We start from the raw sequence: 26,486 nt of genomic DNA, 5'->3' as shown, positions 1-26,486 counted from the left end.
GTCAATATCATTTTTTATTTTTTTTAAATAAAATAACCCAAACTTTACCAATAAAATATTGAACAAAAAATCCTATTTCAAGACATTATTGGAAACAAGCAATTATAGGCAAAATCTGCCTTCATAAAAATAAAACATGAAAACAGCAAGGAGTTCAAAGAGAGCATGGCGCCTTTAAAGTAAAATATAGCACCCCATTGCAATGCATAAAAATAGGAAGTTGCCTAGGAATGAGTTAATCACAATAACGCTTGTTTTATGCTACTTTAATAGAGAAAATTTTCTGCGCAGATACGATTTATAAAGACATTGCTGTATAAAGAGAATCGCATGATCTGTAATTTGTAAAAAGAATCAAATTCCTGTAGAAGCATGCTAAGCTATCTATCTAGCTTTCTTTATTTAATATTGAAAAGTACTCTTATAAATCTATGTGGGATAACGAACAACAAAAAAACGATCCTGGACAAGACCCTGCTCTTGTCGTCAAGCGCTTGCGGCCTGCGCGCCGACAGGTCTCTGCTCGTTGGCTTACGGGAACCATTCTGACAGGAATCACTTCCTGCATTCTTATGGGGATTGCACTTTTTACGGCTCTTGATGAACAACAGCGATTGGTAACACCGCCACAATGGTTTACGCAAGAAAACCTATCAGAATCACAAGACCCTGAGGCCAATGGCTATAAAGGTGATCGTATTTCTCCCACCCATGCAAGGCAAAGCTTTGACAGAAAACGTCAATTTGAACTATCGATTCTACAAAAAAAAGGCGATGAAAAAGTCATTCAAACACAACATTTTGAATGGATTCGTATGGCTTTAGCCGAAAATCGCCCCCAGAAATATAGCTATCCAAAATTTGATTCTTTAAGCATTCTTGCTAGTGATACGAAAAATCAAAATATCGCACCACAAGAAGATTCTGGGCAGATTTATGGAGCAAAGGTTGAAACAAAACTCACCTTACGCAGCTATGATTTTAAGGTAAATCAATTCGATTTTGATGACAGCGACACATTGACAGATGAAGAGGCACAACAAGAAGTACAAAAAGCTGGATTTACTTTAGAAAAGAGCTCCGAACTTCTTTCAGTTCTCACATTGATTGATCCTTTAAAATTAGAAGATGTATCCTCCCCTTCCCAAGGCACAGAATCCCCTGAAGTTCGAATCGTTCAAGAAAATGTAACCGTTTCTCCTCAAAGTCACCGTATCGATCTGACGAAAAACTATGTTGAAGATATTATTCCTATTCGTAAAAAACAAACGATAGCCGATGCTTTCAAAAAAACCAGTTATACAAAAAAGCAAATTGACCAGGTTGTAAAAACGCTAGAAAAAATAAGCCTTTCCGATTCACTTAAAGAGGGAAGCCTTTTACGCATTGGTATCGTGACACAAGCTGGTGAAGAAGACCATCTCGTACGCGCAAGTATCTATCAAGGGATGCATCATGTTCTCACCATTGCCCTGAATGATAAAGGCCAATTCATTGAAAGCACAGAGCCTAAAATGTCTAAAGCACTTAAAACGGCTTTTCAAAATGGTATTCCACATTCTTATATCAATAGCGCGCAATTACCAACGGCTTATGATGCACTCTATAGTGCTTTGCTAAGCCATAATATATCACAATCTCTCTCTCATCGTCTTATTCGTCTGCTGGCCACCAATATTGATATGAAAAGTCCGATAACACCCAATGATCAGATCGAAATATTTTATGCTGTACCACAAAGCGATAAAGAAAACAAAAACGGCAAAAAGAATTTGAAAGCAAAGGAAGCATCCAAGAACGCTGATCCAGAAATTCGTTATATTAGTGCAACTTTTGGGAATACAACTTATAAATATTACCGTTATCAATTAAAAGATGGAAGCGTTGATTATTATGATTCTGAAGGGAAAAGTTCAAAACCTTTCTTGTTGCGCAAACCCACACCAAATGGCATTTTTGGCTCTCCCTTTGGTCCACGCAAACATCCTATTTTAGGCTATGTCCGCATGCATACGGGTGTTGATTGGATTGCTCCTAAAGGATCACCCATTATTGCTGTAGGAGATGGTATTGTTACAAGAGTAGGCGTAACAGGCGGCTATGGAAACCATACGGAAATTCAACATGCCAATGGATATGTCAGCAGTTATTCACACCAAAGTCGTTATGCACCAGACATCAAACCAGGCGTGAAAGTACGACAAGGACAAATTATTGGGTATGTTGGATCAACAGGAATGGCAACCGGACCCCATTGTCATTTTGAAATCATTGTCAATGGCGTCAAGGTTGATCCCATGCGCATTCGTATACCGGATAGCAAAGCCTTAACCAATCAAGACCTACAAACATTCCTACAAGAAAAAAACAACATTGATGCCTTGATCAACAGCCCAATAGCACCCTCCGAAGAGACTTAAAGCATGAAAGCATCTGCATTTTTACGACTCAAAACATCTAAAAAATATGCTTGAGCGCTTACTTTTCTCAAAGAGATTTCCGCATTTTAAATATCTATTAAAGAATACGCCGAAAGATGCCACCACCCAAGGTCGCATCACAATGATTAAAAATAAAACGCCCTCCCCTTTTCAGGTTTACGCACAATAGAAAAGTGAAAAATATGAAACCCCAAAAGGCTAACTCTTTTTGTTTATTTTATCAAAACGATAGCCCGTCCTTATTTGCCATGCAATAAAATCTCAAATCAAAGAGGTGCCCGCTAAAGGATGAAGATTCTAAAATCCATATCATTCTATAAACAACCCGACTTTTTGTTGAATAGATTCCACTTGTTGAATGTATGCTGTTCATAGCCCTAAAGGACGGTGTTTCATGAACTTTCTGAGCACGTTTTACCTTAAGAGTATTCGTTACACACTTTTACAAAAACACCCCATATTTAAAGTTTCACATGCCTTACAAAAAATAACAAAACTTGAAAAAACTCTCTCTTTGCAAAGCAATAGAGCTTACGAATATAAGTATTATTGGCTTAAAGGAGCACTTATTCAAAATAAATTTAAAAGCTAACTTAAGCACTTCAAAGCTCTCAGACAAGGAGAACTTTGAAAGCCGATCATCGGAGTCAACAAAGCAAAAAAACAACAAGAGAGAAAATCAAACATTACACCAAAAGATAAAGAAGCAAAGTTGTTTCTCTTGAAGGCAATTGACAATCTGATATGAATGGTGCTGTGTTCGCGCTACTGAAGCCGTATTTTTCCTTCTTCTTGTGAAAAGATGCCCTCCCCATACATTCACGATGAATGAAAGGCAGCTTACCACGAGAAAAGAGAAAATTTACCCTTTTAAAAAATCAGTCAGAGCTTTTTTTTGAACTATTCATGCTAAGTTTTGGCAAAGGAATGACAATCTTTGTGCCTCCTAAAGCAGAAGTTTCAAACAGAGGTTTTTCACCAAATTGCATACAGAGCTGTTCCACGACCACACGACCAAGTCCTGTTTTTTGTTTTAAAGTTTGGCTTTTCATTCCCACGCCATCATCTTCTACAATGAGCATCAATTGTCCATCTTTCTGGGGACCAAAGGAGATATAAATATGACCAGACCGTTGATCAGGAAAGGCATGTTTTAAGGAATTGGTTAGCAACTCGCCAAGGATAATTCCAAGTGTTGTCGCATCTCTTGAAGACAGGCGACAATCTTTAAAGTTGGTGTGAATGGTGATGTTTTCACGCAATTCAAAAGGGACTGCCAATTCGACATCATGCACAACAGAGCTGAGAAACTCTGCCAATAGTGTCGTTTCCATATCATCACTTAAGCGCAAACGACGATGTGCTGTAGAAATTGTCTGAATACGATCACGTGCAGCCCCTAGAACAGCACGGACCTCTTCATTTTTGCTCCGGTTTAACTGGAGCCCCAACAAAGAAGACACCGTCCCAAGAGAATTGCCAATGCGATGGCTTGCATCCTGCAACAATATTTCAACCCGTTGGCGTTCTTTTTCAGCGTGATTACGTGCTCTTTCTAATTCTTGTGTTCGTTCTTTCACGCGGGCTTCCAGAGCGATATTTTCACTATGAAGCAGCAATTGATACAATTTTAAAGAGCGCATATCACGATGAAAACGATTAATAACAAAATAGGCAGAAATAAAGGTACTCACAACGGAAACAATAGCCGCCAATGTCAAAGCCGCCCGCATCAATGCGATACCCTCACGCTGTTTTTGTCGCACCACATCATCCCCATTAATAAAGCTTGTCATCAATTGAGCTAAACGTGCTACAGGAATCTTTGATACTTCCAAAGAGTCCGCATGAGAAGGTTGAGAAGGTTGTTCAGGAATCGCATCAAGAGCACGCATATGGGCATTCATAAAGGCTTTTCGTGCTTCAACCTCTTCTTTAAAAGCCGTAAACCATTTATACCACTGCGGATGCGCATAAACAATAAGTGCGATATAGTCGAGAATATTCCCCAACTCCCGCTCTGCATTTTCAAAACGTATTTTATCTTCCGCCTTGCGCGTTTTTGCATAGCTGCGGTCAGCAACAGCCATATCAATCAGGCTAATAAGGACCAAATCAGCCTGTTCGCGCAATTCTGAACTTGTATTCAACTGTGCGACTTCTCGATCAACGGCATTTGAAAGCAACATAATAAAAACCGATGCCAAAAGAGCCATAACAAGAGAAACAACAATCGCACCCCACCGCCAGCGTGATATCGTTGCATCAGAAGAAGGCATTTGAGGCATCAAATTTGTTTTTGTTGTCATAGAATGTCCATTGGCGAACTTGAAAGTCGTCATTTTTCAGCACAAAGGAAGGCAACCTTATGGAACATAAAACCTAAAGCCCGTGAGAAAGTTTTATACAGGCTTTTCTTGTGTTCTTAAAGATACACGCCAAACTTCTGAATTCCCTCAGATACTGACTTTACTGTAATAGCTATAACGGGAATAAAAAAAACAAGGCTATCGATCATAATTATTATGCTTTTTTAGCCGTTAAATGAACACAATGTACTTCCAGCTGAGTAAGAATCAGGACCATAATCAGACTCACCATTGACTTTAAGAAGTTCTTGTAATCGATTACGCGCCCTGCTCACACGGCTTTTAATGGTTCCAACAGCACAACCACAAATAGCCGCAGCATCTTCATAAGAAAACCCCGATGCGCCAATGAGAATAATGGCTTCTCTTTGATCGGCAGAAAGCAAATTTAAGGCTTTTTTGAAATCTTGCAAATCAAGTGATCCATATTGAGCAGGATGAACAGCGACATTTTGAGTAAACACGCCGTCGGTATCTTGAACTTCTCTTCCCTTTTTACGCATTTGACTATAAAATTCATTGCGCAAAATGGTAAAAAGCCAAGCTTTAAGATTAGTTCCCATCTCAAAACTATCTTGCTTAGCCCATGCCTTCATAACAGTATCTTGGACCAAATCTTCGGCTTTATCGTGCTTGCCACTTAAAGAAACAGCAAAAGCTCGTAAAGCCGGCAACACAGAAAGGAGTTCTTGTTTAAAGTTTTTCGCGCACTTTGACATAAAGGATTCAAACCTTTTCCACATTGTTTAAGCCAAATTGCTCTGCGCGCTCCAACTTTTCTAAAAGCTCAAGCAAACACCGTGGCAGTGCTTCTTCTTGAATTTCCATGTAAAATTGACGTAACTTCCGTGCTATTTCGCTATTGACCCCGAGAAGATCATCTCCAACTCTAAATTGTGTGGTGAGATTTTTTTCATCACGGTCGTTCATTTTTCATCCCCCTAATCCATATATTACTAGTAGCACCGCGAAGAATTTTTCGCCTTATGGTTGTAAATATAGCTGCCGGTAAAAAGTTCCATACAAATCAAGGAACTTTTTTATCGGTTGAGAATTTCAACCAACAAAATGCTTGAAAGGTCAAAGGAGTTATAAATTATGTCATTATCAACGCGCATTGCCCCGCATCTTCCCTATCTTCGGCGTTTTGCCCGCTCTGTCACCGGTAGCCAATCCTCTGGCGATGCCTATGTTTCAGCGATGTTGGAAGCACTCATTGCCGACATCTCCATTTTTCCCAAAGCCTCCACTGACCGAATTGGTACCTATTGGCTTTTTTGCCATCTTTTTGACCAAACCACACCAAACATCCCTGAACCCCTGCCCCAATTTGGTCTTGAACAAAAAACCAGTGCCAAATTATCCTATCTCACGCCCCGTGCACGCCAAGCATTTTTGCTCATTGCCGTTGAAGGATTTCATGAACAAGACGCCAGCGAAATCATGAATCTGGATACGAAAGAATTTCGCAAGCTTCTCAACCAAGCATCCATTGATATTTCTCAACAAATTGCCACTGAAGTAATGATTATTGAAGATGAACCTCTTATTGCACTTGATATTGAGCAAATGGTAGAAAGCCTAGGTCATCATGTTGTAGGAATAGCGCGCACGCGTGATGAAGCTGTCATCATGTATCATAAGAAAAAACCACGGTTGATTTTGGCTGATATTCAATTAGCCGATAACAGTTCAGGGATTGATGCGGTCAACGAGATTTTGAAAAATGACCGTATACCAGTGATTTTCATCACGGCTTTTCCCGAAAGGCTTCTCACTGGCGAGCGTCCAGAACCAACTTTTTTAGTGACCAAACCTTTTAACCCTGATATGGTGAAAGCGCTTATTTCCCAAGCTTTATTTTTTCAAGAGAATGCTTCTAAAGCGGCTTAGAACAGGGTAACATCTTAAAATTATGATCGTTACGCCTCTTTCAAAGCCTCCCATGGATAGATCTCATATGAGTGCGCTCATGCAAGCGATTCGTGGTGCTGATATTTGCGTTCTCTATCAGGCAACAAATCTGGTTTATTTATGGGCTGAAAACTTGCCACATCATTTGCACAATAAATGGCGGGTTGGGTGTCGTGACAGCGACTTTTTTTCGCTTGACCTTGCAGACAATATGGAAACCATCAAACTGCAAGTTTTAGCCAGTGGCAAAATGCAAACTGTTGAAGCACGTTTTGAAGATACAAACAAACAAGAGATTTGGTACAAATTTTCTATTGATTGCCACCGCAATGATAACGAAGACATTATTGGTATTATCACCACCGGTGTCAATATTTCCGGCTTACGCCGCCGTGAACAAGTGCTTAAAATCCTTCTTCGCGAAGTCAGTCACCGTTCTAAAAACCTTCTAGCGATCATTCAAAGTATTGCCAGCCAAACCGCCCGCTATACTGAATCTCTTCAGGTTTTTTTACGAAAATTTCAAGGTCGTCTTCATTCTCTTTCTCATTCTCAAGATCTGATCACTGATTCCGATTGGCGCGGTGCTCAATTTCGCGAATTGGTCCAAACGCAGGCTTTAGGTTATTTTATGAAAGAAACAGAACGTTTTTCACTTGAAGGCGTCGATCCTTATCTTTTTCCCAATGCCGCTTTGCATATCGGTTTGGCTTTTCATGAACTGATTGTCAATTCTCTTTCTTTTGGAGCCCTTTCCCAAGAAAAGGGGAGCATCTGTGTACGCTGTGAAATCGAAACAAAACTGAATGGCAAAACGCAACTTATCATCACTTGGCATGAAAATTTTGAATCCGGCATCCCTCCCACAAACAATAAAAAAGCCTGTTTTGGTAGTGCCGTTCTCGAAAAAATCGTTCCCATTTCCGTGAATGGTTCAGCTTCTCTCAAATTGACACAAGAAGGAATTGTCTATTGCCTCTCTGTTCCTGATACTTATTTTGATATTTTTTCTTAAAAGAGCATTTTAAACAATGAACAAGAGAATTTTCCCCTTTTTTAGCAAAATGTCTCATCTGTTTATTAAGCACAAAGATATTTTCAACCCCTTTACACCAACCTCTATTATCCCCCAATAGTTCCCCAAAACTTTAACGATAAAAACTGAAAGCCACATAAAATCCATTCCCGCTGTCAATCAACTTCCATCCCTCATATAACCGACATATTTTAAAACAGAAACCAAAACGATAAAGAGCAAACCGTTTCAGCTTTTATATGCAAAATAAAAGCGAGCCTGTTACCCATCTCTTTTTGTGTAATTTTCGCAATGCGTATATAATTTTATTTTGGCAGAATATGAAATTTCAAGGAGTAAAGCTAATATCCATCATCACTCTTCAGCTTTACGGGCTTAAAGCATCCACGACAACGACAATTAATTGATGTAAATTACACATTTTATGCTTTTATTTATCGCATTCTTTAATGGAGATATCCTCTTCAGTTACAATAGGGCATCCTAAAACAGAATACACTTGTGTTCCTCATTCACGCACTTTTTTAATATTTCCCAGCGCATCCACGCTCATTTCAAAACAGTATCTGTAAATAAGATATAATAGCCCCCGTAAAGTGAACCATCAAAACCGCCCCTTGTTACGCCACGTCCTTCTTTACCTTCATACCCCTTTTCACTTCATAAAAGTAGTAGCTGAGCATCATCATACCATTTGTCTCTCATGTTACAACAGCCATTGACCTTTGAGAGCGTCCATAAGAGGCATTTCAGTCTTTTTTCAAATATTACTCACCAACATAGAGCCCCCACACACACCCTTTTATGACGTGCAAGCCAATGACTTTGATTAATTCACTATAGAACCCGCATCTCAAAGGGGAACTAAAAAACTGTGAAAGCGTTTAACAGTGAAGAAGCCCCTAGGCTGACAAATTGGAGTCCGCTCTGTCAACCTGTCATTTGGAAAATAATTGATGAATCCCCTTGTTTTTATCCTCTTATTAGTTTCATGTACAGATGATTTTAATAGTTGCTATTCGAACAATACAATGGTTAAAATCTATCCCACGGCTCAAGCTTGTGAACAGGCCATGGTCCCGTCCACAAAAAAGTTTGCACTTTATGGACAACAAATTTTTGCTCAATGTATAAACGTACAACCCAGTTTACATCAACAAGAAGTAAACTTGATCTGGTCTGTAACAAACCATGGAAATTTTCTTCTTAAAAGCCAAAACGTAAAGGACAAGGTGTCTACAGTCCACAAAGAAGATATTTTACCAACATCGCTTCCTCTTTTGCATTCTTCTTCCACAAACCTCTTGCACAAAAAACTTTAAAAGCATAAACCCATCAGATCTCAAAAAAATAATCAATGAAAGACATGATGGATAATAAGCGAATGCAACCTTCAAAAGACCATCACACAGAGCAAAATTCTCTGCCTCAAGATCTCCCTTTAGACCCTGCCGTAGAACGAGTGAGAAAAAAACTTATGGGTTTAATGATTATTTCCGTTTTAATAACGCTTTTCCTTATTCTAACCGTACTGTTTTTAATTGTTTATAAAGTGATAAAAACCGGATCAGCGCCAAAACAAACAGAGCTATCTTCCTCTCTCAGCAAAAACCCACACGTTATCCATCATACGCTCTCTCTACCGGAAAAAACACAGATTTTGTCGCAAAGCCTCTCAGAACACAATATTGTACTGAAAGTTTTAACCCCTGACGGACAAACAAAATTTATGATTTACAATTATCATACCGGTGCACTTGTCTCCATTCTTTCTGTTGAAACAACAAAAGAGAGAGCGAAGATAATGCCCCATTAAGAAAACTAACATCAATAAGCGCTTAACATAGCATCCTGAAGGTTTAAACATTTTCTGCAAGCCGGCATTATCACACGCTTTGCCAGCGCGTGGATGTTGCCCACAATCCTTGGCCCTAGAGAGAGTTCATAAGAGCCATTTTTATTCCTTCTTATACAAATTTATCCACACGGGCTCTCCCCGTTTGCAACGTGCAAGCGAATGGTTTTTGTTGATCCAACATGGAACAAATTTGGAAATGAGAGAATCCTAGGGGTTTAGGGGCTCTCACCCAACATTCAAAACAATGAATTATTATTATAAATCAATGTGATAAGCATTAAATATTCACCACACGGGCGACGGCGCGTTTTTTACTGTATCCCCTCACTTAAATCTTGGAAAAGAAGAAACCTTTCTGTCAACGCATTCCCATTTTAAGAAAATGACATCACTTGGGAAAAGCTAATAAACGTGCAAGAAATACCTCTTCTTGAGTGCAAAAATTCAACATATTAATTTATAGTGATGATTTATTTTGCATGTCAAACGAGAATCTCAAATACTGTAAGATTCTCCCTTTCAAATCTGTTCGTAAGAAACTGAATCAAAATCATTTCTTTACATATCCCAGCAAGGAAATGGATGAATAAAATACCTCTTATGAATGATCAGGTATCAAAAGAAGAACTGTTGCAACATTGAAAATTAAAGCAATAACGCCCAGTTTACATCTTTTATTAAGCAAAGATAACCGATGGATTTCACATGATAGAATTCATGAACACCAGTGCGAAATGGGCATGAATACATTGAATATAAGTGTGAATTAAATAAAACAACGACATTGCGTTCTTCATAAAAGAACTGCCTCTTAAAATACACGGATGTGGTTTTCTCTGTATTCCCTCACTTAAATCCCAGCAAAGAAGCAATCTTTTCTGTCAACACCCTTTGTTAAGTCTCAATACTGCCGGTGAAAATCCAAAGAAAGCGCAAGAAGCTTCTTGAGTATATACAATTTACTATCATGATACCAATAACATCACCACAAGCGCTTATACAGCACCCTTCAGGTTTAAACATTTCCCTCTGCCTCAAGATTGACCACTTGAGCGACGACGCATCTTTCCCTGTATCCCCTTACTTAAATCTCAGCAAAGAGGTAATCTTTTCTGTCAACACCCTTTGGTTAAGTTCCTGATACTGCGCGTGAACATTCAAGGAAAGCGCAAGAAGCTTCTTGAGCATATTATAATTTACTATCATGATACCAAGAACATCACCACAAGCGCTTATACAGCCCCCTTCAGGTTTAAACATTTCCCTCTGCTTCAAGATTGACCACTTGAGCGACGACGCATCTTCCCCTGTATCCCCTTACTTAAATCTCAGCAAAGAGGCAATCTTTTCTGTCAACAGCCTTCGTTAAGTCTCAATACAGCCCCGTGAAAACTCAAGGAAAGCGCAAGAAGCTTCTTGAGCATATTATAATTTATTATCATGATACCAATAACATCACCACATAAGCGCGCTTACACAGCACCCTTCAGGTTTAAACATTTTCCTCTGCCTCAAGATTGACCACTCGGCGACGGCGTGGTTTTCTCTGTATCCCCTCACCTAATCCAGGCAAAGAAGAATCCTCTTTTGTTGCTGTTTTTGTTGCTGTTGATGCATCTCCATTGCTAGAGCTTTCTGCTGTTGTAAGTGAAAGCTCAAGAGATGATTCATCTTGAGTCCGTACAGTACGTCGACGAGGAGAACGACGTATTTTTTTGACAGGTTCAACATTTTTCTCAGAGAGGCAGTGCTCTTGATCTGTTTTTTCATCCGATAGAGCCTCTAAAGCGTTTTCACGCGCATCCCCATTTTGCGCTTTATCATATTGGCCATTGCCATTTTTTTGCGACGACATTTGTAATACATCTGTATCACCCTCGACAGCATCCTTTTTTTCACCATCAAGATTTATTTCACCGCATTCTTGCCCATTGTTTTCATCACGATTTTCGTTTTCATCACCACGATTTTCATCACGCCGAACCGATTGAGACATTTGCCCAGCTGCTGCTAAAATAATACGCAAATAGTGCTCGGCATGTTGTAAATAATTTTCCGACATAACACGATCGCCTGCACCTTGTGCATCACGCGCAAGGCTTATGTATTTATCGGCAATTTGCTGAGCATTCCCGCGAATTTTAACATCCGGACCGCTACTTTCATAATTGCGAGACAACGGATTAGGACCGCGACGATTATTATTGTTATTACCATTATTGTTATTATTGCGACCGCGTACCCGTCTATTTTGTTGTGGCCTCATCTTTATCCCTTTTTGGAGTGTTTGTCTTATGTGTGTCTTAATTGACGCTTCCTCATTACATTATCTTTTGATAATGCTGATCATGTTTAACATACGATTATCAAGCTATCCGCGTTTATTTCACTCAAACGAACCCTACTGATATTGATAAAAGCATATATTTTCTTGAAAATCACAAAACAGCAGGGAAATCGTAAATCAAAAATTCCCTTTTTCTCTGTCAAACAGCAGAAACCTAATGATGTTCACGTAAAATGCCAAGTGTTTTTTTTAAAATAAACCATATTTCACTAAAAAAATAATTATCTTGTGGAAAACAAAAAGGAAAACACACATATAACACACCTGACAAAGAAAAAATTCCTGCCAGAGAATAGTAGAAGCTTCCTTTTTTGCTCTAAAACCACCGCTCCTAAAAACGCCGATATTCTCTACCCCCTCGTGCATTTAACTCACAAGCACTTCCATCCCAACGAGTCACTGCGCGAACCTCTTTATTTTATAAATATAGCCTCTCTTCATCGCTAAAGCAACCCCTTGCGAGCGATAATCCACGATCGCCTCACAAAACCTCTTAACTTTTATAGATAGATTAACACGAAGTATTATTCAAGCCCTATAATCACCAAGAGATCAATCTTCTTTCCCAAACAAGTCAATGATACTATCAATTTTTATTTTAACCCATAGAGTTTTTAAGTTAATCACAGTTTTTATTTATAACAAATTGAGCTTAAAAACAAAATATTTAAATACAAAAAAATATCAAATTATGAAAAAAACGACCAATATGTCACACTTTTTTAAAAATCAGCTTCTTCTCAAAAAAATACCCTCCTCAAAGCCTATCAATAAGAATGGCCTAACGTATTTCCTTACTTATCTTTTCTGATAAGGAATTTTCTGATAAAGAACACTAGAATTATAAAACAAGCACATTTTTAAACCCAGCACAGCGCTTTACGCATGAAGAAGCGGCAAATGTTTATAAAAGGAATGTTTTTTTACTCATTTTTGTCATGTCTATTGACTTACACCCTCAAAGAAGGAAGGTTCTCAAATCACACTGGTCTGTCAACAATGAAAATACTTATAAAATTCATACACTGAATTGATTTGTAATGATAATTCATATTTTTTGTGTTGAGTAAGAAAATTAATATCGTAGGATTTTTCATCCTCAATCTGTTTGCTGTTGAATCAATCTCTTTTTCTTGCATGTTACATGTGGGAAAACCTGCGTGGAGTAAAAACGATAAAAAGACTAAAAGTGCCTCTTATGAACCGTCTCTAAGGCTAAAGGGCTGTCGAGAGGCACCATTGGGAGCGAGCAAAGTGTGAGATAGTACCAGCTTACTCTTTTTTAAACCATAAAGATGAACATGCTCTATAAATTTTATACATTCATGAGGGTTTTACCATTATACCATTCACCAAAACCATTACGAAATGGATTTCCCACACTCGTTATTTCCCTTCAAAAAGCGCAACAAACCCTCCTGAAACTCCACCACGCCCCCTTAAACATTTCAAGGAGGCCATCCATACCTTATGTCGCCACACCTTAAATAAGAAGTGCGATATAACAAGATAAATAAATCAAGCTGCTATTGGTTTTGAGGCAGATAGTCATTTAAGAGGCTTTTATCTTTTTATCAAAATTCGCATCCTTTTAACTTTCCATATAAAAACTTAAAAGTAATTGCGCCTTTTGCCTGTTTTATTTTCTCTTTCATTCAGAAAACAGTCTCGTAAGAGAAAATAATTTCCATCCCCAGGACGGACCCTCGTCAAACATTGTTTTTTAGCACTATCAGAAAGCTTATCCCACATTTCACGAATAGCAAAATAGGCCTCACTTTCCAAATTAAGACAATGCTGATAAACCTCTCTTTTCATATCGGGCATAACGGAGGCAGAAATTTCCTTGCAATATACGCGTAGATCAAAAACAGGAATAACCAATTCAACGGGTGCTTGTTGTGTTACTTTTTTATGAGAAGAAAAATAACTAACCACCTTTGCAACAACAAAACACAAAAACACTATACAAAAAAGTATTATGCAAACAAAAGCAATCTTGCGATATAATCTTTTGAAATAAGCCTTTTGTCTTGCTCGGATTCTTTTTTCCATAAAGATTGTACCCTTTAATATCCCAAGAGAAGCTTTTACAGCAAAAAATGATAGAAGTATCTGTGTACACAATACAGGTTATAGCCGCAAACGATCAAGACTCTTATGTCAAAAGACTCTCTTTTTTACCGTATAATTCTTATCGTATATAATTCTTATGAAACACTTTTCTCATGCCCTTTATGAAAAAATAGGGCTGATGATTTTCTCTCACCACTTTTAAAGACGAAGATTCTTCATCCATGCGGATCTATAAACAATTCGTCTTTGTTAAGACATGTCATATTGATTTATAAAGAATATTTATTGTTTTACATGTTGAATGAGAAACCCGAACACCATAGGATTCTCTCATCCGAAGTTTGTTTTCTATTGAAACAATCAAAACCATGTTGCTTACAAGTTACAAGCGGAGCTAGCATGTGGATTAAAAACTGTATAAGAAAGGCATATGGCTCTTATGAAGCATCTCACGAACCAAGGCTGTCGTAAATATTGGGAGCTAGAAAATACAATAATGGTGCGGGCTTGCCTCTACATAAGCGTAAAGATGGGAGTGCTCAATGGATTTACCGTTATTCACCACACAAACACTTCATATATAAAATCTTATACGCCTTCTATTACCGCCCCCTCAAAAAGCAGTCGCTAAAACAAGATAAGAGATTATAGATGTAAAACTCCTAACAAAAAAGAATGGACTTTCTAATCGAGATCAACAAACACTGTTAAAGACACATTTGCATTTTTGACCATGCTGGCATGTATGATAATGGCCCTTCAAATGCGCCACCATTTTATGCTTCACCTCATATCATTCTCCGTCAAACAATCACAAAGATTCTTTAACTATTCAACGCCCCCCAACCAAAGCAAAGAAACCAAACCCAGACGCCTGCATTTTTATTTGAATCTTCCCTATTGGGATAAAACACACAAGAATTTAAAGATTTCACTGCAAAATGAAATCACAAAATACAATAATGAGAAAAATATCCAAAGCCATCTCAATAACAAATATATAGCGCCCCTGTTATTAGAAAGTAAAAAAAGCCGCACCATTTAAAGGCGCGGCTTATGAATAGAGATATAACTAAATAAAATACAAAAGAAATCAATAATAAATACTTATACACAAAACGTATAGTATTGCAAGCTTTTTAATTATATTTATAAAAATATCCAAAAAGAGTATAAATAATGATACATTCGTATTGAGGAGAGCTGTTTATAACAATACACTTTCTAAAATAAAAACGTATCAAATAAATCAAAATACTTTGTAGCTTTATTTCAATATAATCCATGAAAAAACACACATGATTTAAGTCCATAATTATAATAAGACCCGTTCTTTTACGCTTGTAAAAGCTGGTTTTTCTTGACTTGCATCCACCACTTCAAAAGATGAAGATTCTTCACCCAATCTGATTTATCAACAGCCCAGATTGCAGTGGGGTCCATTTGGCTTTCTCACATGTGATTGATTTAAACTTAAAGCTCAACAAATAAGCCTGCCTTAAATATTTGCCACGCCCTTTAAAAAACACTTTTTGTATCATGGAAGCTCTTACAAAGAGACTTGCCTTATATCATCACACCTGAAAGGACAGTCTTTACAGCATAAACAGGATAAGACAAATCAACAACCGCTTGTACAATCTTGTCTGATAAGAAAACAAGTAAAACGTTAGCCTTCAAGCCTGCTCCAACAGTACAGCATTTCTCTTCTTTATAAGAAAAGACACAACGATACGCATGATTTTTTTATAGGCATTTTTCTGCTTTTGTCCTTTTGGCAATTAACATTTTCTTTTTATGGGATTTTTAACAAATTAAAATTGCGAGGATCTGCACTTTTTCTCTTTTAAAAAAGCGTAAAAACCGCAAATTATTTATAGAGTTAAAATCATCAAACGCTCTATCCAAAAGCTTTTTAAAATGATTGCAAGATTTTTTATCTTTTTAAAGCTTCTTTTGCCATGCGTTTCTATTTGGGCATGGCTCCTTGCTCTGTAGGCTTTAAAAACTTACCCTTAGATTTCAATATGCGCCCTACTCTCCCCAACAACGCATGATCAACTTATCCAGCAACAACGCTTCTCTATCAATTTTTACCATTTTTTAACATCTCAAACAGAGTGCAATTCCAGGCTCCACCGAAGATATAAATTAGGTTTATCTGATCTATAGCTTCACCCCATACATATTGTTATGATCACTCTATTCTAATTTTCCTTATCTAACAAAGAAGAAATCTCTCTAGAATGCTCAACACTGATGTTTTGAGTAACACTACTGTGTATTTCTAGCGGTTTATGTGCTGTAAATTTTGAAATAAAAGAGCTGTAGTCTATTTTTGGCGCCTCGTATATTGGAGAAAAAAATATGTCTCCAGCGGACGATGATTCTGTTTTAATTTCTGGTGCGCTCACAAAACTGTTTGGTGTCGTTATTCCACCACTCACAACACTATTAATACTGTCTTGCTTCTCTTCTTTCTCATTTTTTTTCTGTTCGACATTGGTAAGATCTAGAGCATTTAATTTTTTTTCTAAAGCATCCATGCGCTTTGCAATTTTTGTAATATCTTCATATGCTTTCTTCAACAATGCGTTTAAAGGAGCATGTCCCATTCTTCCGCTAGCATAAAGAACCACACGAATACATTCCGGATCATCAATATCAGCAATAGAAAATGGAAAAAGTGCCATTATATCCCCCTTTTTGATAAGCTAAACGCGTTATTAAGGCATTTGCATCTCTTTTTTCGTTGTACGGCTCTTGCATTTCTCAGAAAACCATATGAAAAGCTTTTGAAAAAAATTTCCTCATCGAAAATTTTTACAAGGTATTTTTTTAGATTATACTCTGTTTTCCACCTAAAATGATGATTTTACCACCTAAAACCAAAGAGAAATGCATATCACCTTGCATGCTGTATCAACCTTTCCCAAAAGGACAAAGCCCACACCGGTCTTTAAATAATGGCAATCAATAAACAATGGTTTGTAAACAATCTGGCTTCTTATCTAACAGATTTGACTTGGCTTCCCCCTTCAAACGCATCCTTGTAATGTATCCCCTGTCCAGAGTTACTCTACAAAAAATGCTGCGTTAGGAATACGCACAGACGAAAAACACCCCATGCATAAAATTTTAACCGCATCTCAAACAATGGTATTTTACAACACAACGGGATAAACTATTGTCTTATAGATTTTCTCGTATCACTCTCATCCTGTTTCAAGAAGTTGCCTGATAAGCACAAAATGCCATCTCAGAGAGTTCAATGCCTCACCATACGTTACAACGCATCGCCAACCTGCTGCTCTTGCCAACAGTGCGTCCATTTTGAAAACAAAGAGTGGCTTTTTTCCTACACGCTAAAAAAAGAAAGCGCTCCATTTTGCCTTTTCTCGCTTTAAATAAACATATCCGTTGACCTCTTCCCACCACCTCAAAGGACGAAGATTTTAGCCCTACATCGGTTTGTAAACAATCCAACTCCTCTGAAAGGATTCCGTCTGCTGCTCACTTATATGATTCACTTGCATAATACTTAACCAAGCAAATCCTCCCCAGAACAGTTGCTAATGTATTAAATACTTTAAGCTATCTTACTGATATCACCACCTTCAATAATAGTGTTTTAATGACGATGTTTTACAGTATAATAGGATAAAATTTACCCATGGTTTTTTTGTCATCGCACAGCAGCGGTTTAAACCCAGCACTTGAAATAATGGATCACGACACCACAAGAGAGAGGCATTTGGGATAAAATCTTTATTCCTCAGCAAAAAACGCCATGAATAAAGAAAGTTTTTTTGTTCTCCCCCTACCTTCAATAATCACTGTCTTGATCCTCTAAAGAACAATAGGCAAACTTACCTTTAGACATTCAACAAAGGCAGCACAAAAAATAAAGAGAGTTAAGTTTTTTCTAAAGCGCATCAAAACTTTCTACACAATATATTCAATAAGACTTTTTTTCATAACAAACATTTTAGCATTTTTATCTTTCTCTCATACAGCTTTCATTCTCAGACTTTGACAGCATAAACTACCGCCATATTGACGGGGCGTGTTTCATCCCCCCCTGTTTTTTGCAACAAGACCTTATGTTCATGCTCTCCCGCAGGAGCTGTCAAACAACCAGTCCAAGACACCATAGCGACATCCTCTGTATAAGTCCCGCTATTGTAGTATAGAATCTTTTTTTCAATCTTTGGATAACTATGCTGGTGGTTACCTGTTGAATCTGTTTTTCCCTCATGGGTATGGGATTGAAAAGACTCTTCTTGTCGGCTTCCCAAGCGACGTCCTTTATCAATTTCTTTTCCACTATCGAGCCCCCGTAAAAACATTCCACGCAAATCGGGAACATTGAATGTTGTTCTCCCGTCTCCTTTTCCCCATGTTTCTCCCAAAACAGCAAAGAGATTGGCATAGTTCCTTCGCGAATATTCTTTACCATCACACAGTAACCATCCAGAGGGTATTTTTTCTGTAGCAAAAGTCCCGATAAATCCAGAAGAAAAAGTTTCAGGCAAAGGAGGAAAGGGCGGAATTTCAGGAAGTTTTATAGTAGGATTGGTTAAAAACCAGCCATCAGCATTTTTTCCGGCAATATCACGCGTATAGACGACTTCATAAAGCCCCCCTTTTTGAATTTCCCCGCCCTTTAAAGGCATAATACCCTCTGGCGTTGCCATATAAGTTGGTCTTGGTAGCAATTGATTTAAAGAAATATTTGTTATTCCTCTGTTGACGCCTTGTGCTTTAAAGCGCACAACAATGCCATCCATATAAGTCTCAAAAAAAGACTTTGTTGCCAAACGAAGTGACGTTGTCTCATTTTTCACATCGACAGTAAACTGTGTTTCAATCCCGCCCCCATTATCCAACAAATATTCTTTGATGCGTTGCATCATAGCGCGAGCACTATCATTGACTGTGCTTGGTGGTTGCCCTTCTGCCCAGTTTATATTCTCGTCGACATAAGCATTTTCTGATGCAACAATTGACCAATCATAAATCGAACTCATAGAAGATACTCTTTTTTCAAAAAGGGAAAACGAGCAAAAAATGAAGAAAAGAAAGCCGCAATTTTATTTTTAGATGCCGATATTTTCTCCATTTTCATTTTTTCCATTTTCAGTCCTATTTTGTCATAATCAACATGCAATAACTTTGTTTTCGCATTGACATAAACAGCTTCAGGGTTCACACGCAACACGTCTTGCGCCATAACGCCCTGATAACGTTGTGGATTTCCCTTATAATTAAAGGTATAAAGTGGATATCCCTTTTTCTGCCCCACAGGGATAATATTTTCTTTTGCTCTCACATCACAAAGCCCTAAAATTCCTCCGACCAATCCAAGTACTTGCTGCGCATCACGCAATGGATCTTTTGTCACAGAAGGCATTGTCGTGGATTTTCCTGAAGTCGTTCCGTAATTTCCAGCAGCCTGTGTTCCTACCTGTAACAAACTTTGCAATCGGTTCCAATCTTGATTATCTTTTTCTGACCATTTTTGGCGTTCAGCATCTAAGACATTTTGGCGGTTTATATCTTGAATCATACCCCCTTTCAAAGCATTGCTTTGCACGTTACTCTGTCCTTGATAATAGCTATTTGCCGCATTAACTTGATCGTTCTGAGAGCGATCAATCATCTGGTTTGCATTCATCATATTGTTAATATCTTGATTATATTGCTGTGCTGCAGCATTTGTTGCCAAGGCGCCTAACTCATCGGCCAGCACACCAGTATGAGCCCCAGAACCATAACGTCCCGCTCCCGACATCGATTGATTAATTGCATCGGACGTTTTATTCAGAGCATTTTGCAATGCAGTATTAAATTTGCTATTGCTTCCAATCCAGCTTCCCTTAGCCATACCGGAAAGATTTGTAGCGCTGTTGGTTGGGGCATTCAACCATTGCGTTACCGTTGGATTGTTATAGAGCCCTGCTGTTTGTTGTAAACCGGTCAGCGCATTTTTTGTCATATTGCTAAGACCAGCGACTCTGTCTCCCTGATAAACGTTTCCGCCAATTCCCTTATTATAAAGTCCAAGTGCATCAGCACTGGCTTGTTTAAGAATATCAGCCGCCCAAGCAGGTGGAGCATTTGTTTGTGTTGTTGTCTGCACTTGAGGTGTGGTTTTTCTACTCATGGGTTCAGAACCTTTCTATATTGAATAAGATTACGAGAATATCCGTGATGAGCGAGCTTTTTCGCCCATCCAGTTCTTCCAAACATGTGCATTTCTTCAGCATTGATTGTTCGCGCCCATTTTTCGACTTCATCAATCAACTTGACCAATTTCAGCCCTCCCTCTCCAGCAAGATCAGAGAGAACAACGCATTTTTTCCCCGTATGGGTTATTTCAACTTTGGTAATTGCAAAAGCACTAAATTGGATTTTATTTTTTAAGACCAGCCACAATTGTGCTTGTCCTGTAGCGATTTCTTCAGCAATTTTTTCCAGACAAACATCATCCGGAAAGCGCTGAACATATTTTTTCAATGCAGCATTGAGAGCCTCTTGATAGGGAGCTATTTTTTCCCATGGCCACTGCTCTGTCAGATAAGCAGAATATAAATCTTGACTCTCTTGTATCATAATTTTAGCTCTTTTAGCTTTGTCATTTCCCTCATTTGAGCAATACGCATCCCCATGCATACTTCACGCATTCCATGCTTACCGCACAATAAAAGAAAAAAAGCCCCATCATCCCTTTGTCATAACAAAGGGGGAACTTTTTTCTTTATAAAAATAAACCATTGTGCAGCCTATTTTTCCTTTATCGCAGAAAAGCATGAAACATAACGCACCACCTTGTTCTTCATATTATTAAAGACACAGCTTATCGCATTGTGCCTTTGTTTATAAAGGCTTGGGAAGCCTATGGGGCATTTGTTCTTTAATAATAGAGGCTTGAGCCTATCGCATGGTATTACAAAAGGGCATGCCTATCGCATGCCGGCCCGCGTCAATTCCACATCAAACCCAGTGACATGAGTCCAATTCACCCCTTCAGGAATACGCAATTTAAAGCGATAAAACCGTGCCCTTGCACGACAGTGAATTTGTCCAGTATTATAAGAGGGCTGTTTTTCTGGCAACCAAACAGTTTCCTCTTCAAGAGATTGTCGAAAGCGCATTCCCACAGACAAATAAAACTTTCCACTATTGACTTGAGGCATAATATTTTTCACCCGTGTTATCATGCCATTTGTCTGCCCCATTTCTTGTGATATCACAACACAAGCCATAGGACACCCAGAAAACGAACCCAGTCTCCCCTGTTGATCAAATGCCCCCAGAATAGGCGATTCATTTTTCCAAGCTTTACTATCAAGAGAAAAGGACAAGTCATCAATATTCTTAGTCACAAAATCAAGACCTTCCAGGGTTGTTCCGGCTAAGAAAATAGGCAATATCATTTTGATATCGACGAGAGCTTTTGTCCATTTTTGCAACCCCCAATCATAAATGAGCAAGATACGTTTATGAAGATTCTCATCAGAATCAACCATCCAATAAACACGATTATACACCCCATCGATAGCAGCAGACAGAGTGTACAGATTATCCTTCCTTGATTTTGCGGTCATCGTTCGATCGACTTTTTCGAACCCAATGGGTATAATCTGTCCCTCATTTGTTATTTGATAAAACCCGCCCTCATCGGCAAAGAATGCTAAATCGCCTCTACAAACAATTGATTCAGCATTTTTTGCGCCTCGTTTATCGTGGATTTTTTGGAAACTAAAAATAATCTTAGAGCCAGGGATAAAAGAACCGGCATAGATTGCAGAACGCATAAAGATAATTGGATTTGTTGTCTCCGTTGCCCCTTGGACGAATCCGCCATCAGGAAAATCTTGATAATCACAACTTTTTTTCCCCACGGTCCAAAATTCAGCATCATTTAATCCAGACCAATGAACCCGTCTTGGATACTCGGTTAATTTCATCAAACAAACGAAATCTCCCCAGATTCGAACAATCCCTGCCTGTGGTGGATTTCCTCCTAAATTTCTAAATGTTTTATCATGGTTAATATCAATCACTTGTGGTTTATCATTGGCATTCACCGCAATGATAGAATCACCAAACAAAGCAAAAGACCACGGAGCATCAACATTAGCCAGATAAGGTTTTCCTTTTTGGCTAATATCTTTCCAGTTCATTGTTGTATTATCAAGCAAGTAGATTTTTTCTCTTGTCCCGACAATAATAGAAACCCCATTTTTTGTTTTAACCGCAAGAGTGCCTAAAATTGGCTCCGGACAAGGCTCTGATAAAGGCTCAAAACTTGGCATAGGGATATAGGAGCCATCAGCCGGGAGCACATTAACAAGTTCATCGGTAAAAATTCCATTGATATCCGCCACATCGGGTCGATAATCAGCGATTGGGAAAAAAGCCATCAAGACCCCCATAAAATCTTTGAAGAGCCCAGTGCCATTCAAAACACCAAGGCTTATTGATAAAAAACCACAAAAGCCCTTAAAACTCTAAAGGCATAAAATTCAACAAAATAAACAACCTTAGATTGTTTAACGCACCAAAAAAACGATACCATCAATAATAGCCACCCCAACGCCATCCACCAGCGCCAAACCAAAATCAACTGCCCGCAATCCCCCCCCCCACAATGACGGGAGAAAGAGCCATCAAAAGCCCCCATAAAATCTTTGAAAAGCTCAGTGCCATTCAAAATACCAAGGCTTATGGATAAAAAACCACAAAAGCCCTTAAAACTCTAAAGGCATAAAATTCAACAAAATAAACAACCTTAGGTTGTTTAACGCACCAAAAAAAAAACGATACCATAAATAATGGCCACCCCAACGCCATCCACCAGCCCTTCACCATCAACACCAACGCGCAAATCCAGCCATAAGTGACAAACCAGCCACCAGTGCCAAACCAACCTTCAACGCCAGCCATAAACGATTTGGAAAAAAGTCTTTTAAAAACGCATTGGGCGAATCTTTGAAGAACCTTTTCGGCGCGATGTTTCAATGCGCAAAGCTTGAAGCTGTTCTTGAAAATCTCTGAAAGAAACGGCGGCATATTCAGGATCTTTAAGGATATTTTTATAAAGTTCATATTTTGCTCGTGCTTTAATAAGATCAAAAGCATAAATCAACCAAGGGTTATCATCCTCTTTCAGCTGTTCATCAGCAAAATGAACAAGAGCATAAGAAAGCTGTACAGTTTCCACATGTTCTGGTGTTGGAAAGAGTCCTATTTTTTGATCAAGGTAGGTATAAAAGAATGGCGTTCCTAGCGCAGGATGCATACCATATTGTTGATGCAACACTTCCAAGGGCTTAAAGAACAACTTTGTTGGTGTTGCATCCTTTGTTACTAAAAAGACGCCCTCCAAACTCTTTTCTGATTCAATAAAAACCCCCTCTTCTTGCCCATACCATGTTTTACCACTTTGTGTTTTAAACGTCCTTTCTCTTTTTTCATTAAAGAAAAAGGGTTCGCGTTCACACAAACGCAAAGCCGTAAAAATTGAATCTTGAATTTGCAGGGAATATTCTGCTGTTGTATCATCAATTTCATCTTGAATAAGCGCGACCATATAAGCAAAAGTTTTAGAATGATCTGAATGTGTAAGGTTTAGATTTTGGGGATCCGTAGATAAAGTGGTCATAAGCCTGTCCTTGTTTCTGGAAGCATTTTAAATTTTTCCCCCAACAGATCCCTCTTGTTGGGGGAAGAGAGCAAGCGTTCGCTTTAAGCGGGTGCTCCATAAGTTGGAATGACAATAGTGCCAAAATCCTGAGCCCCTTGCGTACTTCCTGGCAAGGTAAAGCAAGTTTTTTTCATACCAATAATGGTTTTTGCCGCAACCCCGAATTCTCTTTCATAGTCGAAGAGTTCTTCCACCAATTTATAGCGTGTCGCCCCTCGATCTTTACCAAAAGCAATCACAGCACTCTGCGCACCAAGCAGAACAGCCCGCCGCACATTTGGTACAGCTTTGTTAGCGGTTCCAGCTTCGACCCCTTCGGTAATATGTTCAGCTTCGCGCAAAACCACACCATTATACATGCCCAACGATCCATCATAGAGCGGATTTTTGATACGACTTCCACTATAGATTGCCTTGGTAATGTCGAGCCATTGCCCCGCATCTGTATTGGTTCGCAATTGTGTCACTTGGGTTGGATGTAGATAAAGCACATAGACATTTTCCCCATCGAGCCGCACAGGTCTAATTTTAGGATTTGCCAATTTAGCCCTTTCGACAGCTTTATCAATCAAGCTGAGATCAAAAACATCGTCTTCTTTTAAGTCCTCATCTTTTGCTTTATCATTAGGACGTACCACGCGTTTATTGGTTGGTGCCGTTGGCGCATTAAACCCATAATGAACTGGTTTAAGGGTAATCGTGCGTCCTTCAAAGTTAATTGTTTTTGCGGTATACCCGCAAACTTGAATGAAGAACATCATACTCAGACGATCTGCATACCAATCAACCAAACCATTTTTTGCCTCGGTGCGCAAATCATGGAGAATTCGTTGCTGATCAATTGTTCCCTCATTTTTGACACGCACAGCATGAACGAGTTCATTAATTGCCAAGCGATCATTGAGAAACTGTAAAGCTTCTTCATTGCCTTCCAATGTCTGCCCTTCGCTCACCCCATCGCCTAGCAACTGCACACGCAAATTAAAGCTAATAGCATCCCCACTTGCTTTCGTGGTTTCATCTTTTAATTGTACGATACTGTTTGAATCATTTCCAATCAACGGTGCAATTGGAAGTGCTTTTGAGACTTCTTGGTTTAGTAATTTAGACCATGTGCGCACTGCCATTGGGTCATTAAGTCCGATATAAGTTACAGTCATTTTGTCCTCTAAAAGTTTTATTGACATAAAAAACCCGGCAAAGCGCCGGTTGTTAAAACACCACATTTCATTTCAGATGGTGAATAGGTTGTTCGTGAGTTTTATCTAATTTCTGTTAGCGTCTGCCTCCTCCTTATAAGAGCTCTCCTCACCACATCCGTGCTTTGAGAAATCCCCCCGCATTCTCCTGCGCCAAAAGCCTCTTAACATTCCCGCAAAAAACACTCCCCCGCATTCTCCTGCGCTAAAAGCCTCTTAACGTTCCCGCAAAAAACACTCCCGCATTCTCCTGCGCTAAAAGCCTCTTAACACCCGCAAAAAACACCCCCCGCATTCTCCTGCGCTAAAAGCCTCTTAACATTCCCGCAAAAAACACCTGCCACATTCTTGTTTTTAAAATTCTCTTCCCCCCATTAAACGATTAAAAGCGGCTTTATTTTTAGGATCAGCAACCCAAGCGCTAAACTCTGCTTCTGACATTTTATCAAGCATATCCAAAGAAATCGGCCCATTTGGCGTCAAGCCGTTATAAGCAGCAAGAGTACGCGCAGAATTGTGTCTTTCCTGTAAATTTTCACCCATGTTATTGGGAACATTTGTGTAGCCAATTTTTTGTGCAATAGAGTAAATCACTTCAGCTGGATTTTGATTTTTTTGCGCACAATCGCGCAAGATCTGCTTCAACTCATCACCAATCAACGCATCAATATTTTTGGGGTCTGCCATCTCAGGATAGAGCGAAGCACAAGCTGCCAACTGTTTAGCCCGCGTTTCATAAATAAAATCAGCTGCTTGATCAAAATCATGATGCTTTTGTTTAACACTGGCAACAGACTGCTGAAAAAACGCATGCAACTGTTCTGCTTCGCGAGCCAGAGAAGGCTGTTGTTTTTCATGTGCAAGCCCTTGTTTTTGGAGTGTTTTTCCCAACCATTGCATATAGCCCATAAAGTCTTTTTGCGGATCTGGTGGAACATCTTCTCCCCCTTGAACCTCTTTTCCAGCCTTTTGCGAAGAGTCCTGTTGTTGATGCACTTGCCCTTGGAAATTATCTTCAAGAGTTTTTTCTTCTCTTGCAATTTCACCATCTTCTCCCTCTTGTGTTGAGACCAGAAAATCTTGTTTCAATTGGTTTTGTTCTGCCGGCGTTAAGTGTTCTTGATCCATGACATTAGCCTTTTCTTTTTTTTAACAATAAAATTAAATTTTTCAGATAAAACAGCCTGTGAGCATTTATTCCCTCAATGCTCTCCCATCACTTGGGCTCCAGCATTCCCCCAAAGCTCTCCACCCCACATAACGGCAAAACTCCCTCTCTCCACCTTGCTTTTCCCAACAATCCAGCCCTATAAAACAGTTCTTTTGGGAAAAGGAAGCCCATGCACTACGGAAATCGATAAGCCCATTTTGCGCCCACCATTCCCCACCATGTTCACCCCACATAACGGCAAGACTCCCTCTCCACCCTGTTTTCCCCAACAGGAATAGTCCCATAAAACAGCTCTTCGAAGATAAAGGAAGACGACATTATGCTATGGAAATTGTATCGATAAGCAATTTATGATATATGGCG

Annotated in this window: 21 protein-coding genes and 1 pseudogene; 7 read left to right on the top strand and 15 right to left on the bottom strand. The window is 38.9% G+C overall.

The window, feature by feature from the left end; all coding sequences use genetic code 11:
• Positions 1–431 precede the first annotated feature (431 nt).
• Positions 432–2,420 (top strand): M23 family metallopeptidase, encoded by a 1,989-nt coding sequence (locus tag ACFIKX_RS02830; protein ID WP_375629211.1) that lies wholly within the window; start codon positions 432–434, stop codon positions 2,418–2,420.
• Between the two features lie 899 nt (positions 2,421–3,319).
• On the opposite strand, the gene ACFIKX_RS02825 is transcribed toward ACFIKX_RS02830, so the two are convergent.
• The 3 genes from ACFIKX_RS02825 to ACFIKX_RS02815 form a co-directional block, all read right to left on the bottom strand.
• Complete coding sequence (locus ACFIKX_RS02825) at positions 3,320–4,750, bottom strand: sensor histidine kinase (protein WP_375611692.1); 1,431 nt, start codon at positions 4,748–4,750, stop codon at positions 3,320–3,322.
• A gap of 224 nt (positions 4,751–4,974) precedes the next feature.
• Positions 4,975–5,529 (bottom strand): RNA polymerase sigma factor, encoded by a 555-nt coding sequence (locus ACFIKX_RS02820; RefSeq protein WP_375611691.1) that lies wholly within the window; start codon positions 5,527–5,529, stop codon positions 4,975–4,977.
• 7 nt (positions 5,530–5,536) lie between these two features.
• Positions 5,537–5,740, bottom strand: coding sequence for a NepR family anti-sigma factor (locus ACFIKX_RS02815; protein ID WP_375610684.1), 204 nt, complete (start codon positions 5,738–5,740; stop codon positions 5,537–5,539).
• Between the two features lie 168 nt (positions 5,741–5,908).
• Between ACFIKX_RS02815 and ACFIKX_RS02810 the strand changes: the two genes are divergently transcribed.
• The 4 genes from ACFIKX_RS02810 to ACFIKX_RS02795 all read left to right on the top strand — a co-directional run bounded on the left by ACFIKX_RS02810 (position 5,909) and on the right by ACFIKX_RS02795 (position 9,576).
• Positions 5,909–6,703, top strand: a complete 795-nt coding sequence (locus tag ACFIKX_RS02810) for a response regulator (RefSeq protein WP_375607013.1) — start codon at positions 5,909–5,911, stop codon at positions 6,701–6,703.
• Between the two features lie 22 nt (positions 6,704–6,725).
• Positions 6,726–7,739 (top strand): sensor histidine kinase, encoded by a 1,014-nt coding sequence (locus ACFIKX_RS02805; protein WP_375618002.1) that lies wholly within the window; start codon positions 6,726–6,728, stop codon positions 7,737–7,739.
• Positions 7,740–8,716: 977 nt separating this feature from the next.
• Positions 8,717–9,082, top strand: a complete 366-nt coding sequence (locus ACFIKX_RS02800) for a hypothetical protein (RefSeq protein ID WP_375629217.1) — start codon at positions 8,717–8,719, stop codon at positions 9,080–9,082.
• Between the two features lie 44 nt (positions 9,083–9,126).
• Entirely contained in the window at positions 9,127–9,576 is a 450-nt protein-coding gene (locus ACFIKX_RS02795) for a hypothetical protein (protein ID WP_375629205.1), read from the top strand.
• A 1,534-nt stretch (positions 9,577–11,110) separates the two neighbouring features.
• Here ACFIKX_RS02795 and ACFIKX_RS02790 read toward each other — a convergent pair.
• Together ACFIKX_RS02790 and ACFIKX_RS02785 are read right to left on the bottom strand one after the other, a co-directional pair.
• A complete protein-coding gene (locus tag ACFIKX_RS02790) occupies positions 11,111–11,884 on the bottom strand; it encodes a DUF4167 domain-containing protein (protein WP_375611688.1) in 774 nt (257 codons plus the stop codon).
• A 1,692-nt stretch (positions 11,885–13,576) separates the two neighbouring features.
• Positions 13,577–14,020: a hypothetical protein gene (locus ACFIKX_RS02785; RefSeq protein WP_375610680.1), complete on the bottom strand. Its 444-nt coding sequence runs from the start codon at positions 14,018–14,020 to the stop codon at positions 13,577–13,579.
• Between the two features lie 492 nt (positions 14,021–14,512).
• Between ACFIKX_RS02785 and ACFIKX_RS02780 the strand changes: the two are divergent.
• Together ACFIKX_RS02780 and ACFIKX_RS02775 are read left to right on the top strand one after the other, a co-directional pair.
• Positions 14,513–14,608, top strand: a pseudogene (locus tag ACFIKX_RS02780) (DUF4102 domain-containing protein); the annotation flags it as partial.
• Between the two features lie 184 nt (positions 14,609–14,792).
• On the top strand, positions 14,793–15,086 hold the full coding sequence (locus ACFIKX_RS02775; protein WP_375661199.1) for a hypothetical protein: 294 nt from the start codon (positions 14,793–14,795) through the stop codon (positions 15,084–15,086).
• A gap of 1,162 nt (positions 15,087–16,248) precedes the next feature.
• Here the strand turns inward: ACFIKX_RS02775 and ACFIKX_RS02770 are convergent.
• The 10 genes from ACFIKX_RS02770 to ACFIKX_RS02725 all read right to left on the bottom strand — a co-directional run bounded on the left by ACFIKX_RS02770 (position 16,249) and on the right by ACFIKX_RS02725 (position 26,407).
• A complete protein-coding gene (locus tag ACFIKX_RS02770) occupies positions 16,249–16,734 on the bottom strand; it encodes a hypothetical protein (protein WP_375629202.1) in 486 nt (161 codons plus the stop codon).
• A 1,332-nt stretch (positions 16,735–18,066) separates the two neighbouring features.
• On the bottom strand, positions 18,067–19,071 hold the full coding sequence (locus ACFIKX_RS02765; protein ID WP_375629199.1) for a phage tail protein: 1,005 nt from the start codon (positions 19,069–19,071) through the stop codon (positions 18,067–18,069).
• Positions 19,068–20,207: a tail fiber domain-containing protein gene (locus ACFIKX_RS02760; RefSeq protein WP_375629196.1), complete on the bottom strand. Its 1,140-nt coding sequence runs from the start codon at positions 20,205–20,207 to the stop codon at positions 19,068–19,070. Before ACFIKX_RS02760 ends, ACFIKX_RS02765 begins: the two co-directional genes overlap by 4 nt.
• The gene (locus ACFIKX_RS02755) at positions 20,204–20,656 is read right to left on the bottom strand and encodes a hypothetical protein (RefSeq protein ID WP_375629193.1); all 453 of its coding nucleotides are present in this window, start codon (positions 20,654–20,656) and stop codon (positions 20,204–20,206) included. Before ACFIKX_RS02755 ends, ACFIKX_RS02760 begins: the two co-directional genes overlap by 4 nt.
• A gap of 350 nt (positions 20,657–21,006) precedes the next feature.
• Positions 21,007–22,470 carry a hypothetical protein gene (locus tag ACFIKX_RS02750; protein WP_375629191.1) on the bottom strand — a complete coding sequence of 488 codons (1,464 nt, stop codon included), beginning with the start codon at positions 22,468–22,470 and terminating at the stop codon, positions 21,007–21,009.
• A gap of 377 nt (positions 22,471–22,847) precedes the next feature.
• On the bottom strand, positions 22,848–22,976 hold the full coding sequence (locus tag ACFIKX_RS02745; RefSeq protein WP_375629185.1) for a hypothetical protein: 129 nt from the start codon (positions 22,974–22,976) through the stop codon (positions 22,848–22,850).
• Between the two features lie 39 nt (positions 22,977–23,015).
• On the bottom strand, positions 23,016–23,711 hold the full coding sequence (locus tag ACFIKX_RS02740) for a hypothetical protein (RefSeq protein ID WP_375629183.1): 696 nt from the start codon (positions 23,709–23,711) through the stop codon (positions 23,016–23,018).
• Between the two features lie 83 nt (positions 23,712–23,794).
• The gene (locus ACFIKX_RS02735; RefSeq protein ID WP_375629180.1) at positions 23,795–24,913 is read right to left on the bottom strand and encodes a N4-gp56 family major capsid protein; all 1,119 of its coding nucleotides are present in this window, start codon (positions 24,911–24,913) and stop codon (positions 23,795–23,797) included.
• A gap of 393 nt (positions 24,914–25,306) precedes the next feature.
• Positions 25,307–26,080 (bottom strand): hypothetical protein, encoded by a 774-nt coding sequence (locus ACFIKX_RS02730; protein ID WP_375629178.1) that lies wholly within the window; start codon positions 26,078–26,080, stop codon positions 25,307–25,309.
• 66 nt (positions 26,081–26,146) lie between these two features.
• Positions 26,147–26,407, bottom strand: coding sequence for a hypothetical protein (locus ACFIKX_RS02725; protein ID WP_375629175.1), 261 nt, complete (start codon positions 26,405–26,407; stop codon positions 26,147–26,149).
• Positions 26,408–26,486: the final 79 nt, after the last annotated feature.

It is taken from the genome of Bartonella sp. CM86QHHN (assembly GCF_042194695.1).
In the GTDB taxonomy this organism is placed as follows: Bacteria; Pseudomonadota; Alphaproteobacteria; order Rhizobiales; family Rhizobiaceae; genus Bartonella.
The sequence above is the reverse complement of the archived record's forward strand: the minus strand, read 5'-3'. Positions and strand labels throughout refer to the sequence as shown.

What these genes read in the sequence shown, in the direction of transcription:
- ACFIKX_RS02770 (WP_375629202.1), bottom strand. Translation starts at nt 16,734, where the DNA reads ATGGCACTTTTTCCATTTTCTATTGCTGATATTGATGATCCGGAATGT.
- ACFIKX_RS02730 (WP_375629178.1), bottom strand. Translation starts at nt 26,080, where the DNA reads ATGGATCAAGAACACTTAACGCCGGCAGAACAAAACCAATTGAAACAA.
- ACFIKX_RS02825 (WP_375611692.1), bottom strand. Translation starts at nt 4,750, where the DNA reads ATGACAACAAAAACAAATTTGATGCCTCAAATGCCTTCTTCTGATGCA.
- ACFIKX_RS02795 (WP_375629205.1), top strand. Translation starts at nt 9,127, where the DNA reads ATGATGGATAATAAGCGAATGCAACCTTCAAAAGACCATCACACAGAG.
- ACFIKX_RS02740 (WP_375629183.1), bottom strand. Translation starts at nt 23,711, where the DNA reads ATGACCACTTTATCTACGGATCCCCAAAATCTAAACCTTACACATTCA.
- ACFIKX_RS02820 (WP_375611691.1), bottom strand. Translation starts at nt 5,529, where the DNA reads ATGTCAAAGTGCGCGAAAAACTTTAAACAAGAACTCCTTTCTGTGTTG.
- ACFIKX_RS02810 (WP_375607013.1), top strand. Translation starts at nt 5,909, where the DNA reads ATGTCATTATCAACGCGCATTGCCCCGCATCTTCCCTATCTTCGGCGT.
- ACFIKX_RS02750 (WP_375629191.1), bottom strand. Translation starts at nt 22,470, where the DNA reads ATGGCTTTTTTCCCAATCGCTGATTATCGACCCGATGTGGCGGATATC.
- ACFIKX_RS02760 (WP_375629196.1), bottom strand. Translation starts at nt 20,207, where the DNA reads ATGAGTAGAAAAACCACACCTCAAGTGCAGACAACAACACAAACAAAT.
- ACFIKX_RS02800 (WP_375629217.1), top strand. Translation starts at nt 8,717, where the DNA reads ATGAATCCCCTTGTTTTTATCCTCTTATTAGTTTCATGTACAGATGAT.
- ACFIKX_RS02765 (WP_375629199.1), bottom strand. Translation starts at nt 19,071, where the DNA reads ATGAGTTCGATTTATGATTGGTCAATTGTTGCATCAGAAAATGCTTAT.
- ACFIKX_RS02725 (WP_375629175.1), bottom strand. Translation starts at nt 26,407, where the DNA reads ATGGGACTATTCCTGTTGGGGAAAACAGGGTGGAGAGGGAGTCTTGCC.
- ACFIKX_RS02775 (WP_375661199.1), top strand. Translation starts at nt 14,793, where the DNA reads ATGGCCCTTCAAATGCGCCACCATTTTATGCTTCACCTCATATCATTC.
- ACFIKX_RS02755 (WP_375629193.1), bottom strand. Translation starts at nt 20,656, where the DNA reads ATGATACAAGAGAGTCAAGATTTATATTCTGCTTATCTGACAGAGCAG.
- ACFIKX_RS02790 (WP_375611688.1), bottom strand. Translation starts at nt 11,884, where the DNA reads ATGAGGCCACAACAAAATAGACGGGTACGCGGTCGCAATAATAACAAT.
- ACFIKX_RS02805 (WP_375618002.1), top strand. Translation starts at nt 6,726, where the DNA reads ATGATCGTTACGCCTCTTTCAAAGCCTCCCATGGATAGATCTCATATG.
- ACFIKX_RS02815 (WP_375610684.1), bottom strand. Translation starts at nt 5,740, where the DNA reads ATGAACGACCGTGATGAAAAAAATCTCACCACACAATTTAGAGTTGGA.
- ACFIKX_RS02830 (WP_375629211.1), top strand. Translation starts at nt 432, where the DNA reads ATGTGGGATAACGAACAACAAAAAAACGATCCTGGACAAGACCCTGCT.
- ACFIKX_RS02735 (WP_375629180.1), bottom strand. Translation starts at nt 24,913, where the DNA reads ATGACTGTAACTTATATCGGACTTAATGACCCAATGGCAGTGCGCACA.
- ACFIKX_RS02785 (WP_375610680.1), bottom strand. Translation starts at nt 14,020, where the DNA reads ATGGAAAAAAGAATCCGAGCAAGACAAAAGGCTTATTTCAAAAGATTA.